Here is a 14,395-nt window from a genome sequence, read left to right as displayed (position 1 = left end):
TTCATGACCGATCACGAGAAGCTCGTCGGGGTCAACGATGTGGAGCTGTGCGTCGAGACCTTCGGAGACCCCGCGAACCCGGCGATCCTGCTCATCGACGGTGCGGCCGCCTCGATGCTGTGGTGGGAGACCGAACTGTGCGAACGGATCGCGCGCGGCGGCCGGTTCGTGATCCGCTACGACAACCGGGACACCGGCCGCTCCACCAGCTACCCGCCGGGGCGGCCGGGCTACGCGTACACCGACCTGGCCGGGGACGCGCTCGGCATCCTCGACGCCCTGGACATCGAGCGCGCGCACATCGTCTGCCGGTCCATGTCCGGCGGAATCGGGCTCCTCATCGGGGTGGACCACCCCGACCGGGTGGAGTCACTGACGTTCGTCTCCACGTCCACGGGCGATGACGGCCTCCCGCCGCCCTCCGACGAACTGGCCGGCGCCACTCCCGCCGATCCGGACCCCGCGGATTCCGGCGCGGTGGTCGACTACGTCGTCGCGTCGGCGAAGGCGTACGCGGGCGGCTCGCCCTACTTCGACGAGCGGGCCACACGCACGCTGGTCGAGCGGGACGTGGCCCGCACCCGCGACATCGCGGCCACCCTCGTCAACCACTACGTGATGTCCTTCGACGGATCGTCCCGCGACTTCACCTCCCTCAGAGCACCGACCCTGGTGGTCCACGGCGACCACGACCCGGTCTTCCCCCTCCCACACGGCCACGCCCTGCACGACACGATTCCCGGCGCGACCCTGTTGATCCTGAAGGGCGCCGGACACGACCTGCCGAAGCCACTGTGGGACGTGTTCGTCCCGGCGCTGCTCCAGCACACCGCCCGACGCCGGCCACGAGAGCAAAGCTGACGTCGATGTCGGCCCCCGGGGCGCGCCTCGTGCTGCTGGTCCGGCAGACCCCCGAACTCGTCAACGGGGGCCAGCACCATCCACCCAGGGGCGCGGGGAACTGCGCGACCAGCCACAACGCGCCCGCACCCGAAAACGCACCCCCTCACCCCACCACCCTCAGCAACACCACAGCCCTCCCCGGCACCCTGATCGCCTCACCCGCCCGGTACTCCACCCCCGGCGCCTCCCCCTGCTCCTCCCTCGACGTGTCGACGACCACCTCGTACCGTTCCGCCCAGGGTGCCCCCGGCAGCGTGAAGTCGGTCGGGGCATCGCCCGCGTGCAGGATCGCCAGGAAGCTGTCGTCGACGATCGGGGCGCCCCGGGCGTCGCGGCCCGGGATGTCGCGGCCCGAGAGGTACATGCCCAGGGTCGCCGCCGGCGCGTACCAGTCGCGTTCCGTCATCTCCGTGCCTCCGGCGGTGAACCAGGCCAGGTCCCGCAGTCCGTCGGCCGAATGGGCCCGGCCGGAGAAGAACGCCCGGCGGCGCAGTACGGGGTGGCGGTGGCGCAACTCGATGAGGCGGGCCGTCAGTTCGGTGAGCGCCCGCCAGCCCGGGTCCTCCAGCAGGCTCCAGTCCACCCAGCTGATCTCGTTGTCCTGGCAGTACGCGTTGTTGTTGCCCCCTTGGGTGCGGCCCAGCTCGTCGCCCGCCACCAGCATCGGAACTCCCGTCGACAGCAGCAGGGTTGTCAGGAGGTTGCGCAGCTGGCGGCGGCGCAGCGCGGCCACGTGCTCGTCGTCCGTCTCTCCCTCCGTGCCGCAGTTCCAGGCCCGGTTGTCGTCCGTGCCGTCCCGATTCCCTTCCCCGTTGGCCTCGTTGTGCTTGCGCTCGTACGACACCAGGTCCCGCAGGGTGAAACCGTCGTGCGCCGTGACGAAGTTGACCGAGGCGTAGGGGCGCCGGCCGCCCCATGCGTAGAGGTCGCTCGACCCCGACAACCTGTAACCCAGGTCCCGCACGTCCGGCAGCGCGCCCCGCCAGAAGTCCCGTACCGCGTTGCGATAGCGGTCGTTCCACTCCGTCCACAGCGGGGGGAACGCGCCCACCTGGTAGCCGCCCGAGCCGACGTCCCATGGTTCCGCGATCAGCTTCACCCGCCGCAGCACCGGGTCCTGCGCGATCACCGCCAGGAACGGGGACAGCATGTCGACGTCGTGCATCGAGCGGGCCAGGGCCGCCGCCAGGTCGAAGCGGAAGCCGTCCACCCCCATCTCCGTCACCCAGTACCGCAGCGAGTCCGTGATCAGGCGCAGTACGTGCGGCTGGACCACGTGGAGGGTGTTTCCGCAGCCCGTGTAGTCCGTGTAGCGGCGTGCGTCGTTCTGTAGGCGGTAGTAGCCCCTGTTGTCGATGCCCCGCAGGGACAGGGTCGGGCCGCGTTCGTCCGCCTCCGCCGTGTGGTTGTAGACCACGTCGAGGATGACCTCGATGCCCGCCGCGTGCAGCGCGCGCACCATGCGCTTGAACTCGCCGACCTGCTGGCCCGCCGTACCCGTCGCCGCGTACCCGGCGTGCGGGGCGAAGTAGCCGATCGAGTTGTAGCCCCAGTAGTTCTTCATGCCCCGGCGGAGGAGGTGGTCCTCGTGCGCGAACTGGTGCACCGGGAGCAGTTCCACCGCCGTCACGCCCAGTCGCACCAGGTGCTCTATCGCCGCCGGGTGCGCCAGACCCGCATATGTGCCCCGCAGTTCCTCCGGGATGCCCGGGTGGAGTTTCGTGAAGCCCTTCACGTGGACCTCGTAGATCACCGAGTCCGCCCACGGGGTCTTCGGGCGGCGGTCGTCCTCCCACTCGTCGTCGGTGGTGTCGTCGTGGACGACGACGCCCTTCGGGACGTACGGCGCCGAGTCGCGGTCGTCGCGCACGGTGTCCGTGACCTGCTGCTGGGGCCAGTCGCGGACATGCCCGTACACCTCGGGAGGCAGGTCGAAGTCGCCGTCCACCGCACGCGCGTACGGGTCCAGGAGCAGCTTCGCCGGGTTCCAGCGGGCGCCCGTCCAGGGGTCCCAGCGGCCGTGCACGCGGTAGCCGTACCGCTGGCCCGGCATGACCCCGGGCACGAAGCCGTGCCAGATCTCGTGCGTCAGCTCGGTGAGGGGCACGCGGGTCTCCACCTCGCCCGCGCCCTCCTCCACCTCGCCGAACAGACACAGCTCCACCGACTCCGCCCCGCCCGCCCACAGCGCGAAGTTGGTGCCCGACACCCCGTCCGGGCCCGTGCGGAAGCGCGCGCCCAACGGCATCGGGGTCCCCGGCCACACGGGCACGGCGGGCAGCGCGGCGCGCGGTGCGCCGTTCAGCACGGTGTCGGTGTCGGGCAATACGGCGGCGGGGTGCCTCTCCTCGACGGCGCGCTGATCCGCCACCGCCTTCTCCTCGGCTGCGCTGGACACCTCTCCGCCTCCTGCGGCTCGTGGAACGAGTGGAACGAAGCGGGTACAGGGGCTGTGGCGTCCCGGCCGAGGCGCCCTGTCGCGTCGTTCTCCCCCCTGTTCTGCCCAGAGCATGGCTCGCACTCACGTTTCCCCAGGGCGGGCCGCGTCGTTGGGTCCTGCGTGAGGCACGTAACTGGGCGCGCTCGGCGCGCGAGGGCCGGGCTGGCCGCCGTACTGACATGGGCAGGACTGCTGGCCGGAGCCGCCGGCTGCACTTCGGAGGGGGTGGGCGGGACGGACGCGGTGTTCGGGAAACCCCGGGGACGGGAGGACGTGATCCGCGTCTCCCCGGACGACGGCAGCCGGGCCGTGCGCCCCGACAACCCCCTTCTCGTACGGGTGCCCAGCGGGCGCCTGGAATCGGTGAAGGTCGTGAAGGCCCAGGACGCGCAGGAGTCGGAGGTGGCCGGGCGGATCTCCGACGACGGGCTGTCCTGGCGGCCCGACGACGCGCGGCTCGCGCTGGCCGCCAGGTACACGGTCGACGTCGTGGCCCTCGATGCCCACGGACGCCGTTCGGCCCGGCACACGACCTTCACCACGTACGTGCCCGATGAGCGGTTCATCGGATACGTCACCCCGGAGAACCGTGCCACCGTCGGCACCGGAATGATCGTGTCCCTGGAGTTCAACCGGGAGCTGAAGAACCGCGCCGCCGTCGAACGCGCCGTCCGCGTCACCGCCGAACCCGCCGTCGAGATCCGCCCGCACTGGTTCGGCGCCGACCGCCTCGACTTCCGCCCCGAGGAGTACTGGGCCCCGGGCACGAAGGTCACGGTCGAGCTGGGGCTGCGGGACGTCGAGGGGGCGCCCGGGGTGTACGGGATCCAGCAGAAGACGTTCACCTTCACCGTCGGCCGCAGCCAGGTCTCCCTGGTCGACGCCGCCGCGCACACCATGCAGGTACGGCGCGACGGCGAACTGCTCGCCACGGTGCCGATCACGGCGGGGGCGCCCAGGACCACCACGTACAACGGGAAGATGGTGGTCACCGAGATGCTGGAGCTGACCCGGATGAACGGCGCCACGGTCGGCTTCACCAAGAAGGACGGCAAGGGGGAGTACGACATCCCCGACGTGCCGCACGCCATGCGCCTGACCAGCTCCGGCACCTTCCTGCACGGCAACTACTGGGCGCCGGACGCCTTCGGCAACACCAACGTCAGCCACGGCTGCGTCGGGCTGCGGGATGTGAAGGGCGGCAGTTCGGACAGTCCGGCGGGCTGGTTCTTCGACCGGAGTCTCATCGGTGACGTCGTCGAGGTCGTCCACAGCAAGGACAAGAAGGTCGCTCCCGACAACGGGCTCGGCGGATGGAACATGGGCTGGAAGGAGTGGAAAGCGGGCGGTGCGCTGAAGTAGCGGTCGGTCGAGGTACGTAACGGTCACTGAATCGACGTAAACAGTCGGGTCCGACAATCCGATGATGTTGGGACGGAACAGTGACCTTTCAGGGCCGCCGGGGGGTGTGACCTTGTGGTTAATATGCGCCGGGGTGCGCGGGACGCGCCGGGGAAGTGGGCCTGACCAGGCCACGGGAGGGGAGAAAGCTTGAACGCGCGACCAATATCGGGGGCAACGGGGGCACTGCTCGCCGGAGTTCTGCTCGTCGCCGTCACCGCGTGCAGCGGCGGCGGCGACTCGGGCTCCGGGGCCGACGACGCCAAGCCGAAGGGCAAGGAAACCTCCACCGCGCAGGCCCGGCAGTCGCAGGCGGTCGTCACCATCGCGCCCAAGAACGGTGCCAAGTCCGTGGACACCAAGGGCGCCCTCAGTGTCAGCGCCGCCAAGGGCAAACTGACCGAGGTCAAGGTCGAGGACGCCAAGGGCAACCCGGTCGCGGGCGCCCTGACCGCCAATGACACCAAGTGGGCGCCCTCGACGCATCTCACCGCGTCGACCACGTACAAGGTGCACGTCGTGGCGAAGGACGCCGAGGGGCGTACGGCGGCGGAGGAGTCCTCCTTCACCACCCTCACCCCGAAGAACACGTTCATCGGTACGTTCACGCCGGAGGACGGTTCCAAGGTCGGCGTGGGCATGCCGTTCTCGATCAACTTCAGCCGGGGCATCACGTCCCCCGAGGACGTCGAGAAGGCGATCACGATCAAGACCGAGCCGGCCGTCGACGTCGAGGGCCACTGGTTCGGCAACGACCGCCTCGACTTCCGCCCGGAGAAGTACTGGAAGCCGGGTACGAAGGTCACGGTCTCCCTCGCCCTCGACGGCGTGGAGGGCCGCCCCGGCGTCTACGGCAAGCAGGCCAAGCAGGTCTCCTTCACCATCGGCCGCAGCCAGGTCTCGACGGTCGACGTCAAGACCAAGACGATGGTCGTACGCCGGGACGGCAAGGTCATCAAGACCATCCCGGTCACCACCGGCGCACCCGGCTACGAGACCTGGAACGGCCAGATGGTCATCACCGAGCGCCTCGAAGTGACCCGGATGAACGGTGAGACGGTCGGCTACGGCGGCGAGTACGACATCAAGGACGTGCCGCACGCCCAGCGCCTGACCACCTCCGGCACCTTCATCCACGGCAACTACTGGGCACCGAGCGCCTTCGGCAACTACAACGCCAGCCACGGCTGCATCGGTCTGCGGGACGTACGCGGCGGCTACGACGGCAAGATCGCGGCGGCCTGGTTCTTCAACCGGTCGATGATCGGCGACGTGGTGATCGTGAAGAACTCCAACGACCGCATCGTCGAACCGGACAACGGGCTCAACGCCTGGAACATGTCCTGGGAGAAGTGGAAGGCGTAGCCTCTCCTTCTTTCTCCACGACGTTCTGCGGGCCCGGTGTGACTGACAGCACCGGGCCCGTACGCGTTAGTCATGGTTAACCTGCCTGCATGACTGTGCATCTCGAAGTCGCCGAAGGTGTGGGCACGCTCCGGCTGGACCGTCCGCCCATGAACGCGCTGGACGTCGCCACCCAGGACCGTCTCAAGGAACTCGCGGAGGAGGCCACCCGTCGGGACGACGTACGGGCGGTCGTCGTGTACGGCGGGGAGAAGGTGTTCGCGGCCGGTGCGGACATCAAGGAGATGCAGGCCATGGACCACGCGGCGATGGTCGCACGGGCCAGGGACCTACAGGACTCCTTCAGCGCCGTCGCCCGTATCCCCAAGCCGGTCGTCGCCGCCGTCACGGGCTACGCGCTGGGCGGCGGCTGCGAGTTGGCGCTCTGCGCCGACTACCGCATCGCCGGTGACAACGCGAAGCTCGGCCAGCCGGAGATCCTGCTGGGCGTGATCCCCGGCGCCGGCGGTACGCAGCGGCTGTCCCGGCTGATCGGCCCGTCCAGGGCCAAGGACCTGATCTTCACCGGCCGGATGGTCAAGGCCGACGAGGCGCTGTCACTCGGTCTGGTGGACCGGGTCGTCCCGGCCGCCGATGTCTACACCGAGGCGCACGCCTGGGCGGCGAAACTCGCGCAGGGCCCGGCGATCGCGCTGCGCGCGGCGAAGGAGTCGATCGACGCGGGTCTTGAGACGGACCTGGAGACCGGGCTCGCGATCGAGCGGAACTGGTTCGCGGGCCTGTTCGCGACGGAGGACCGGGAGATCGGCATGCGGAGCTTTGTGGCGGAAGGCCCCGGCAAGGCGAAGTTCCTCTGACTACCGCTGACCCTCGCCGACTTCTTCAAGTTCGGTCAAAGTGCTTGCAGTTGACGCGATGTCTGATTCCAGGTCCCTCGATAGGGCGGTTTATGGGAGCCTTAACCCAACCTTAAGCCTGTCTTGTCGAGGGGGCCTGTCGCTTGCCCGAAAGTGAGCTTCCGTCGCAGGTGGGAGGGGCTTTACCCCCCAACGAAATGCCTCTGGCATATGTCAGGGGATCGAATCGGAATGACTCATTCCGGGGAGCGTATTCCTCGGGAACGGCCCCGGCGACCGGTTCGGGCGGCCATGATGGGGGCATGGCGGGGCTGGAGGGCATGGAACAGCCGCGGGGACACGCCCGTGCGACGGCAGCGCGGTGGTCGCCTGCGGTCGAGGACGAACGGGCGCTCAAGGCGTTCGAGTTGTTCGGAAACCCCACGGAGCGCGAGATCCGGCTGCCGTCCCGCCCCGAGTCCGCCGCCACCGCGCGCCGCCTCGCCCAGATCGTCGTGCTGCGCCACTGGGGGCTCACCCCCAAAATGACGGAGGACGCGGTCCTGCTCGTCTCCGAACTGGTCGGCAACGCCGTACGCCACACCGGCGCGAGAGTCTTCGGCCTGCACATGCGCCGACGCCGGGGATGGATCCGGGTGGAGGTCCGGGACCCCTCACGAGGGCTGCCGTGTCTGATGCCGGTCCAGGAGATGGACATCAGCGGGCGGGGGCTGATGCTGGTGGACAAGCTCTCCGACCGGTGGGGGGTCGACCTGCTGCCGCGCGGAAAGACGACGTGGTTCGAGATGCGGGTCGCCGACAGGTAGGCGGCAACGGCTCAGCAGTTGTGTGGGCGAGCCGCCGATCGGGCTAATCGCCCGTTTTCCACCCCAACCCCCCTTAAATGGTGCGGGTGACCACGACCGACCGTCGGGCGGTGCTGCGTGCGGGCGCCGGGATCGTTGCCTCGGGGGTGCTGACCACCGGGTGCGCGACCGGCGGTGCCGCCGCTCCTCCCGCCGCCCCCGCATCCCGTACGTCCACCCCCGCCCCCGCTCCCGCACCCCTCCTCCGCTACCCCGCCCAGATCCTCCACGGCCCCCGCGACCGGCCCCGGGTCGCCCTCACCTTCCACGGCAACGGCGACCCCGCCACCGCGCACGCGCTGCTCTCCGCCGCCGAGGAACACGGCTCCCGGGTCACCGTGTTCGCCGTCGGGACCTGGCTCGACGCCCATCCGGGGCTCGCCCGCCGCGTCCTCGACGGCGGCCACGAACTCGGCAACCACACCCTCCGGCACCTCGACATCAACGCCATGCCGGAGGCGGACGCCGATGCCGAGATCAGGGGGTGCGCCGAGCGGCTGAAGACGCTCACCGGGTCCATCGGCACCTGGTTCAGGCCCTCGCGCGCCGCCCTCGCCTCCCCGCTCGTCGAACGGCTCGCCCGTAGGGCCGGCTACCCGCACGTCCTCTCCTACGACGTCGACTCCCTCGACTTCACCTCGCCGGGCGCCCCCGCCGTCGTACGCAATGTCATGGCCGACGCCCGCGCCGGATCGATCGTGAGCCTGCACTTCGGGTACGCGGACACGGTCGCCGCGCTGCCCGGTCTCCTGCACGAACTCGACCGCCGCGGCCTGCGTGCGGTGACCACCACGGAGCTGCTGAGCTGATGCCCCCCACCAAGACCACCGTCGCCCGCGCGCTTGTCGCGGGAGCCGCCCTCACCGTCCTCGCCGGACTCACCGCCTGCGGCACCGAGACCCGGGACCAGCCGAACCGGACCCTCGCCGCGGTCAAGCCCGTCAAGCCCGCCGCACCCGCCGGGCCCGTCGTCCAGGGGCTGCCCGGGATGCCACCCGTCCTCCACCCGCGTGACGTCTACGCCGCCGACCGGCCGAACAAACTCTCCCCGGTCGTACGGGACTTCCCGTCCCGTGTGTACGTGCCCAACACCGAGTCCGACACCGTGTCCGTCATCGACCCGAAGACGTACGAGATCGTCGAGACGATCCACGTCGGACGCCAGCCCCAACACGTCGTCCCCTCCTGGGACTTGAAGACCCTCTGGGTCAACAACAACCGCGGCCACACCCTCACACCCATCGACCCGAAGACCGGGAAGGCGGGCAAGCCGGTCGACGTGCACGACCCGTACAACCTCTACTTCACGCCCAACGGCAAGTACGCCGTCGTCATGGCCTCCCTCGACCGCGAGTTGGTCTTCCGCGACCCGCACACCATGAAGACCGTCAAGACCGAGCCCGTCAGCTGCTACGGCGTCAACCACGCCGACTTCTCCCTCGACGGCCGGTACTTCATCGTGTCCTGCGAGTTCAGCGGCGAGCTGCTGAAGGTCGACACGGAGAAGATGGAGGTCGTGGCGCAGCAGAAGCTGCCCTACGAGGGCGCGATGCCGCAGGACGTCAAGATCTCGCCGGACGGCAAGCGGTTCTACATCGCCGACATGATGGCCGACGGCATGTGGGTCCTGGACGGCGACAAGTTCACCAGGCCCACCCTCCTCCCGACCGGCAAGGGCACCCACGGCCTGTACGTCAGCCGCGACTCCCGCGAGATGTACGTGTCGAACCGAGGTGAGGGCAGCGTCTCCGTCTTCGACTTCACGCAGAACAAACTCACCAGGAAGTGGCACCTGCCCGACGGTGGCAGCCCCGACATGGGCGGTGTCTCCGCCGACGGCAAGGTCCTCTGGCTGTCCGGCCGTTACGACGCCGAGGTGTACGCCATCGACACCCGGACCGGCAGGCAGCTGGCCCGCATCAAGGTGGGCAGCGGCCCGCACGGCCTCGCCGTCTACCCCCAGCCCGGCCGCTATTCGCTCGGCCACACGGGCATCTTCCGCTGATCCGCGACGAGTTGACCGACCTCCGGCCTGTCGTCTGACACGCCGCCGATCGAGTGACGGTCCCCGGTCCGTCGCCGCGGACCCGAGAGGGTGCATCCATGATCACCACTCGCCTGCGGCGGCGGACCGCTGCCGTCGTCCTCTCCCTGGCCGCGGTCTTCGCGACCTCGGCCGCCACAGTCCCGAAAGCCGCCCCCGCCTGCCCCCAGTTCGACGACCCGGTCAAGGCCGCCGTCGACCGCCGTGTCGACGTCGACCGCATCACGCCCGAGCCGGTCTGGCGGAAGACCTGCGGCACCCTCTACCGCAGCGACGGCCGCGGCCCGGAGGTCATCTTCGCGGAGGGCCTCAAGCCCAGGGACGTCATCAACGGCCAGTACGACATCGAGAAGTACGTCCTGGTCAACCAGCCCTCCCCGTACGTCTCCACGACGTACGACCACGACCTGTACAAGACGTGGTGGAAGTCGGGCTACAACTATTACATCGACGCCCCGGGCGGCGTGGACGTCAACAAGACCATCGGCGACACCCACAAATGGGCCGACCAGGTCGAGGTCGCCTTCCCAGGCGGTATCGACCGGAAGTACATCATCGGCGTCTGCCCGGTCAACAAGACGACCAAGGTCGAAATCATGAGCGCCTGCGAGAGCAACCCCCACTACGAGGCCTGGCACTGAGAGCGCCCTGGAGGAGTGCCTTGTAGGACCGCCCCGAAGGGGCGTCCTACAGGGGCGCGGGGAACTGCGCGAGAAGCCCCACCGGCCCGCGGCCAAGGCACAACCCCCCGGCGCCCTCACTGGGCGAGCAGCAACGCCTCCCCGCCCACCGGCACAAACCCCGCCCCCAGGAACGCCCGCACACTGCGGGCGTTCCCCGGAGCCATCTGCGCCCACACAACCTCCCCACCGCCCAGCTGCCGCGCGGCCCCCGCGAGCACCCGCCCCAGCCCCCGATGCCGTACCCCCTCCGCCACCTCCACCGCGGCCTCCAGCCGCCCCGCGACCCCACGCCCCAGGATGAGCACACCGCCGTCGGCCGCCCACACCCGGACGTCGTCCCGGTGCCTGTGCGCCCGGGCGACCCGATGATGACCGGGATCGTCGATCTCGGTCAGCGCCAACGACGGCTCACCCGGCAGCGGAGATGCGACGGCCAGTAGATCGATCGTCTCGTTCGTGCGGCCCGTACGGTCCATCAGGGCGGCCAGGAAGCGCGGGTTCATCGGCGCGGAGAGCGCGTCGCTGTCGACGCCGGCCAGCGTCCGGCGTACCCAGTCCGGGTCCTCGTCCGTGAAGACGACCGCGTGCGCGGTGAAGGCGAGGACTCCGGCGTCGCGGTGGGAGGCCTGGGGAACGATGGTCGTACGGCCGTCCGGCGGCGGGAAGACGCCCCGCGCCACGCCGTCGAGAATGTCCCTCAGCGTTTCCCCCACAGTGCCCCTCCCGGCCTCTTGAGTCTCCACCCACTGGAAGGCCCAGACTCGCGAACATGATCGACGACGGCACCGGATATCTCACCATCGGCGAGCTGGCCCGGGCCACCGGACTGACCGTACGGACCATCCGTTACTGGTCCGACGAGGGCGCCCTGCCGCCCGTGACCAGGTCGGCGGGCGGCTACCGGCTGTACGACGCCGGCTCTGTGGCCCGCCTCGAACTGATCCGCACCCTGCGCGAACTGGGCCTCGGCCTGGACCACGTACGCGCGGTGCTGGCCGGGGAGACGACGGTCGCGGAGGTGGCCGCCGCGCATGTGGCAGCGCTGGACGCGCAGATCCGGACGCTGAAGGTGACCCGTGCGGTGCTGTCGTCCGTGGCGAGACGCGGTTCGACCGCGGAGGAGATGACGCTCATGAACAAGCTGGCGCGGCTGTCGGCCGCCGAACGGAAACGGATCATGGAGGAGTTCGTGGAGGAGCTGTTCCACGGGCTCGACTCGGTGGATCCGGCGATCCGGGACCGGATGCGGGCCACGGCGGTGGACCTGCCGGAGGACCCGACCCCCGAGCAGGTGGACGCCTGGGTGGAACTGGCGGAGCTGGTCCAGGACCCGGGGTTCCGGGCGCAGATGCGGCAGGTCGTCGAGTTCAACGCGGCGGAGCACGGTGACGGTGCCGCCGCCGGGCGGTCCACCTGGTTCCCCATGCGGCTGGTGCAGCTGGCGGGGGAGGCCAGGGAGCGGGGAATCGCCCCCGAGGCACCGGAGGCGGAGGAGATCCTGCGGGAGGTGGTGGGGGACGGCGACCCGGCCGTCGTACTCGAACGCATCGAGTCCGCTTCCAACGAACGGCTCGCCCGGTACCGGGAGTTGCTGACCACGGTGAAGGGCGTGGGACCCGCCGCCGCGCACCGGGAGGAGTTCGCGTGGGTGGTCGCGGCGCTGCGCGCCCAGCTGGCCAGCTAATCTGACCCCGTCAGCAGTACGTACATGAAGGGGCGGGTCCCGGTGGCGGACATCGAGGAAGCACGCAAGCAGTTCGAGCGGATCGACACGAACGGTGACGGGTTCATCACGGCCGCCGAGTTCAAGTCCGCCCTGGCTCAGGAGGGTGACTGGAACGTCACCGAGTCCGTGGCCGAGGTCATCATCGCCTCCCGCGACCTCGACGGCGACAAGCTCCTGTCGTTCGACGAGTTCTGGACGTACCTGAACAAGTAGTGCGTGGTGGTACGTGTTTCGAGGCGCCCGCCGGATCGTCGGCGGGCGCCTTTCACGCTTCCGCGAGCGCGCGGGCCACGAACACGTCCAGGACGCCCGTGCCGACCTTCACCTCGCGTTTCCGCCCCTGCCAGTCGACGACCGTGTGGGCGCGGGCGGCGCCGCGCAGGGCCCGGACCTCGGAGCGGCCGCCCCGGCCCTCCCGGACGGCCATCGCGCCCAGCGCGGCCCTGGCCCACTCGCCCGCGCAGGCCAGCCAGGGCGCCGCCGAGGTACGGAAGGCGTCCGGGACCGTGTCCTCCGCCCCGGCCAGGACCGTCAGCCGGGCGCGCAGGGCTTTCACGGCGTCGGTGTCGCCCCGCCAGTACGCCGCCGTCAGCGCCGCCAGTTCGGGGGCCTGCACGCCGTTGACGCGCGAGGCGCGGTTGACGTCGGCGAAGGCGCGCAGGGCGGTGAGGGCGCGGGTGTCGCCGGCGGCGAGGGTGGCGAGGCCCGCGTCCAGGGCGGCCTCGGGGCGGTACTTCGCCGGGTTCCAGGTGTAGGCGGCCAGGGAGAACAGGGCCGGGGCGGAGGCCGTGGCCTGGTTCATCGGGTTGGCGGTGAGGCCCTTCACCACGCCCGGCAGGGTGCGGTCGCGGCCCTCGTAGGGGCCGAGGAGGAGGTGGCCCGGCGTGTAGTCGTTCACCGGGTAGTTGTCCCAGACCAGCACCGGGTGGCCGTACGTGCGGCGGGCCTCGCGGGCCTGGGCGGTGCGCAGCGTCGGGGGAGACGACCTGGGTGCCCGTCCACATCACCGTGACGGCCGGGTCGAGCCGGGCGGCGAGGGTGCTCCGGTACGCGCCGGTGCCGGACCCCGTGTACTCCGTGGGCACGGTGATCAGCGGCGCCGCACCCTTGCGCGTGCCGAGGAAACCGCGCTGGACCCGGTTGAGGAGATCGGCCTGGGCACGCGCGACGGCGGCCGTGCCGGAGCCGTACGCCGTCCGGTCCCGGGCGCAGTTCCAGCGGCTGATGTCGATGTCGTCGAGCGGCACGGCGAACGCGCGCACCCCCAGATCCCACAGCTGCCGGAACCTGCGGGTGAGGGCCGCCATGTCGGCGGGGGAGCTTTGACGCCCTCGTCTGCGTGAACACAGACGATTCCGGTCCGCACCGCTACGCGGCGCCACCTTGGGTTCCTGCTTCACAGGCCCTTGCCCGCTCCCTTGCGGGAGTTGGTCTCACGTGGGCCTCCACAGGCGTTACTTTCCGCCCGTCCGGCGGTAGGTCGGACAACTCCGTTGTCCGACAAGGCGATCCTGGCCCTGATGTCGCGCCCCTCTGGGCCGCGATGGCGAGGATGCCCTGCACCTCCACCCTGAAGGGCGGAGCACCGGGCAAGTGTTCGGTGGTGGACGGTGGGGTTGGGGGGAGGGCGTAGACGAAGGTGATGTGGTTGCCGGTCGCCCGGCGGACCAGGGTGCGTAGCGGGGTCAGGCGGGACGCGGGGTAGGTCGCGCCAGCGGGCACGCAGGGTTGTTGACGCCTCGTCAGAGGATTGAAGGGTCACGGAGGCGATGGTGAGCAGGAGTTCGCCCTCCTGCGGCGCTGGTCGCCGTAGCGCAACTGGTGGACGCCCGCCTCGCGGAGGGTGCGGGCGACGGAGTCCAGCGTCGCCGTGTCCGTCCCGGTGTCGGAGTGCAGGGCCACGCTCCCGCCGATCCGGGCCGAGCCCTTGGCGACGTGCACGTTCCGGGGCGTCGGCCACAAGGCCGGTACCGGGGACGGGGGTTGGGACCGGGCGCTTGGGGTGGCGGAACGGAGGGTCGCCGTGTCCTGGGGGTCGTGGGTGAGGACGGTCGCCAGGAGCAGGCCCGCCAGCGCGAGCGCCGCGCCGAGCAACAGCCCTGGAGGGACGGGCCATTGGCGCACAGGGTCT

14 protein-coding genes and 1 pseudogene are annotated in these 14,395 nt (G+C 70.3%); 10 read left to right on the top strand and 5 right to left on the bottom strand.

Annotation, left to right across the window (positions count from 1 at the left end):
• The first annotated feature begins 3 nt into the window (after positions 1–3).
• Positions 4–861, top strand: coding sequence for an alpha/beta fold hydrolase (locus OG787_RS13585; RefSeq protein ID WP_405535346.1), 858 nt, complete (start codon positions 4–6; stop codon positions 859–861).
• Positions 862–1,006: 145 nt separating this feature from the next.
• On the opposite strand, the gene glgX is transcribed toward OG787_RS13585, so the two are convergent.
• Complete coding sequence (gene glgX, locus OG787_RS13580) at positions 1,007–3,301, bottom strand: glycogen debranching protein GlgX (protein WP_405535345.1); 2,295 nt, start codon at positions 3,299–3,301, stop codon at positions 1,007–1,009.
• 162 nt (positions 3,302–3,463) lie between these two features.
• On the opposite strand from glgX, the gene OG787_RS13575 reads away from it, so the two are divergent.
• The 7 genes from OG787_RS13575 to OG787_RS13545 all read left to right on the top strand — a co-directional run bounded on the left by OG787_RS13575 (position 3,464) and on the right by OG787_RS13545 (position 10,496).
• On the top strand, positions 3,464–4,705 hold the full coding sequence (locus OG787_RS13575) for an Ig-like domain-containing protein (RefSeq protein ID WP_405535344.1): 1,242 nt from the start codon (positions 3,464–3,466) through the stop codon (positions 4,703–4,705).
• A gap of 189 nt (positions 4,706–4,894) precedes the next feature.
• A complete protein-coding gene (locus tag OG787_RS13570; RefSeq protein WP_405535343.1) occupies positions 4,895–6,109 on the top strand; it encodes an Ig-like domain-containing protein in 1,215 nt (404 codons plus the stop codon).
• A gap of 89 nt (positions 6,110–6,198) precedes the next feature.
• Positions 6,199–6,966 carry an enoyl-CoA hydratase/isomerase family protein gene (locus OG787_RS13565; protein WP_369032476.1) on the top strand — a complete coding sequence of 256 codons (768 nt, stop codon included), beginning with the start codon at positions 6,199–6,201 and terminating at the stop codon, positions 6,964–6,966.
• A 302-nt stretch (positions 6,967–7,268) separates the two neighbouring features.
• A complete protein-coding gene (locus tag OG787_RS13560; RefSeq protein WP_235474706.1) occupies positions 7,269–7,772 on the top strand; it encodes an ATP-binding protein in 504 nt (167 codons plus the stop codon).
• A 77-nt stretch (positions 7,773–7,849) separates the two neighbouring features.
• Positions 7,850–8,620: a polysaccharide deacetylase family protein gene (locus OG787_RS13555; protein ID WP_369032475.1), complete on the top strand. Its 771-nt coding sequence runs from the start codon at positions 7,850–7,852 to the stop codon at positions 8,618–8,620.
• Entirely contained in the window at positions 8,620–9,816 is a 1,197-nt protein-coding gene (locus OG787_RS13550) for a YncE family protein (RefSeq protein WP_369032474.1), read from the top strand. Before OG787_RS13555 ends, OG787_RS13550 begins: the two co-directional genes overlap by 1 nt.
• Before the next feature lie 98 nt (positions 9,817–9,914).
• The gene (locus OG787_RS13545; protein WP_369032473.1) at positions 9,915–10,496 is read left to right on the top strand and encodes an ADP-ribosyltransferase; all 582 of its coding nucleotides are present in this window, start codon (positions 9,915–9,917) and stop codon (positions 10,494–10,496) included.
• 116 nt (positions 10,497–10,612) lie between these two features.
• On the opposite strand, the gene OG787_RS13540 is transcribed toward OG787_RS13545, so the two are convergent.
• Entirely contained in the window at positions 10,613–11,251 is a 639-nt protein-coding gene (locus OG787_RS13540; RefSeq protein ID WP_369032472.1) for a GNAT family N-acetyltransferase, read from the bottom strand.
• Between the two features lie 56 nt (positions 11,252–11,307).
• Here OG787_RS13540 and OG787_RS13535 point away from each other — a divergent pair, with 56 nt between their 5' ends.
• Positions 11,308–12,222, top strand: coding sequence for a MerR family transcriptional regulator (locus OG787_RS13535; RefSeq protein ID WP_369032471.1), 915 nt, complete (start codon positions 11,308–11,310; stop codon positions 12,220–12,222).
• A 42-nt stretch (positions 12,223–12,264) separates the two neighbouring features.
• Positions 12,265–12,477: an EF-hand domain-containing protein gene (locus OG787_RS13530; protein ID WP_235479883.1), complete on the top strand. Its 213-nt coding sequence runs from the start codon at positions 12,265–12,267 to the stop codon at positions 12,475–12,477.
• Between the two features lie 52 nt (positions 12,478–12,529).
• On the opposite strand, the gene OG787_RS13525 is transcribed toward OG787_RS13530, so the two are convergent.
• The 3 genes and pseudogenes from OG787_RS13525 to OG787_RS13515 form a co-directional block, all read right to left on the bottom strand.
• Positions 12,530–13,234 carry a beta-N-acetylglucosaminidase domain-containing protein gene (locus tag OG787_RS13525; RefSeq protein ID WP_369032502.1) on the bottom strand — a complete coding sequence of 235 codons (705 nt, stop codon included), beginning with the start codon at positions 13,232–13,234 and terminating at the stop codon, positions 12,530–12,532.
• A gap of 64 nt (positions 13,235–13,298) precedes the next feature.
• Positions 13,299–13,571: pseudogene (locus tag OG787_RS13520) on the bottom strand (beta-N-acetylglucosaminidase domain-containing protein); the annotation flags it as partial.
• 451 nt (positions 13,572–14,022) lie between these two features.
• A complete protein-coding gene (locus OG787_RS13515) occupies positions 14,023–14,388 on the bottom strand; it encodes a hypothetical protein (protein WP_369032470.1) in 366 nt (121 codons plus the stop codon).
• Positions 14,389–14,395: the final 7 nt, after the last annotated feature.

The sequence above is a fragment of the Streptomyces sp. NBC_00075 genome (genome assembly GCF_045041225.1).
GTDB lineage: Bacteria > Actinomycetota > Actinomycetes > Streptomycetales > Streptomycetaceae > Streptomyces > Streptomyces adonidis.
This window is presented reverse-complemented; position numbering and strand designations above follow the sequence as displayed.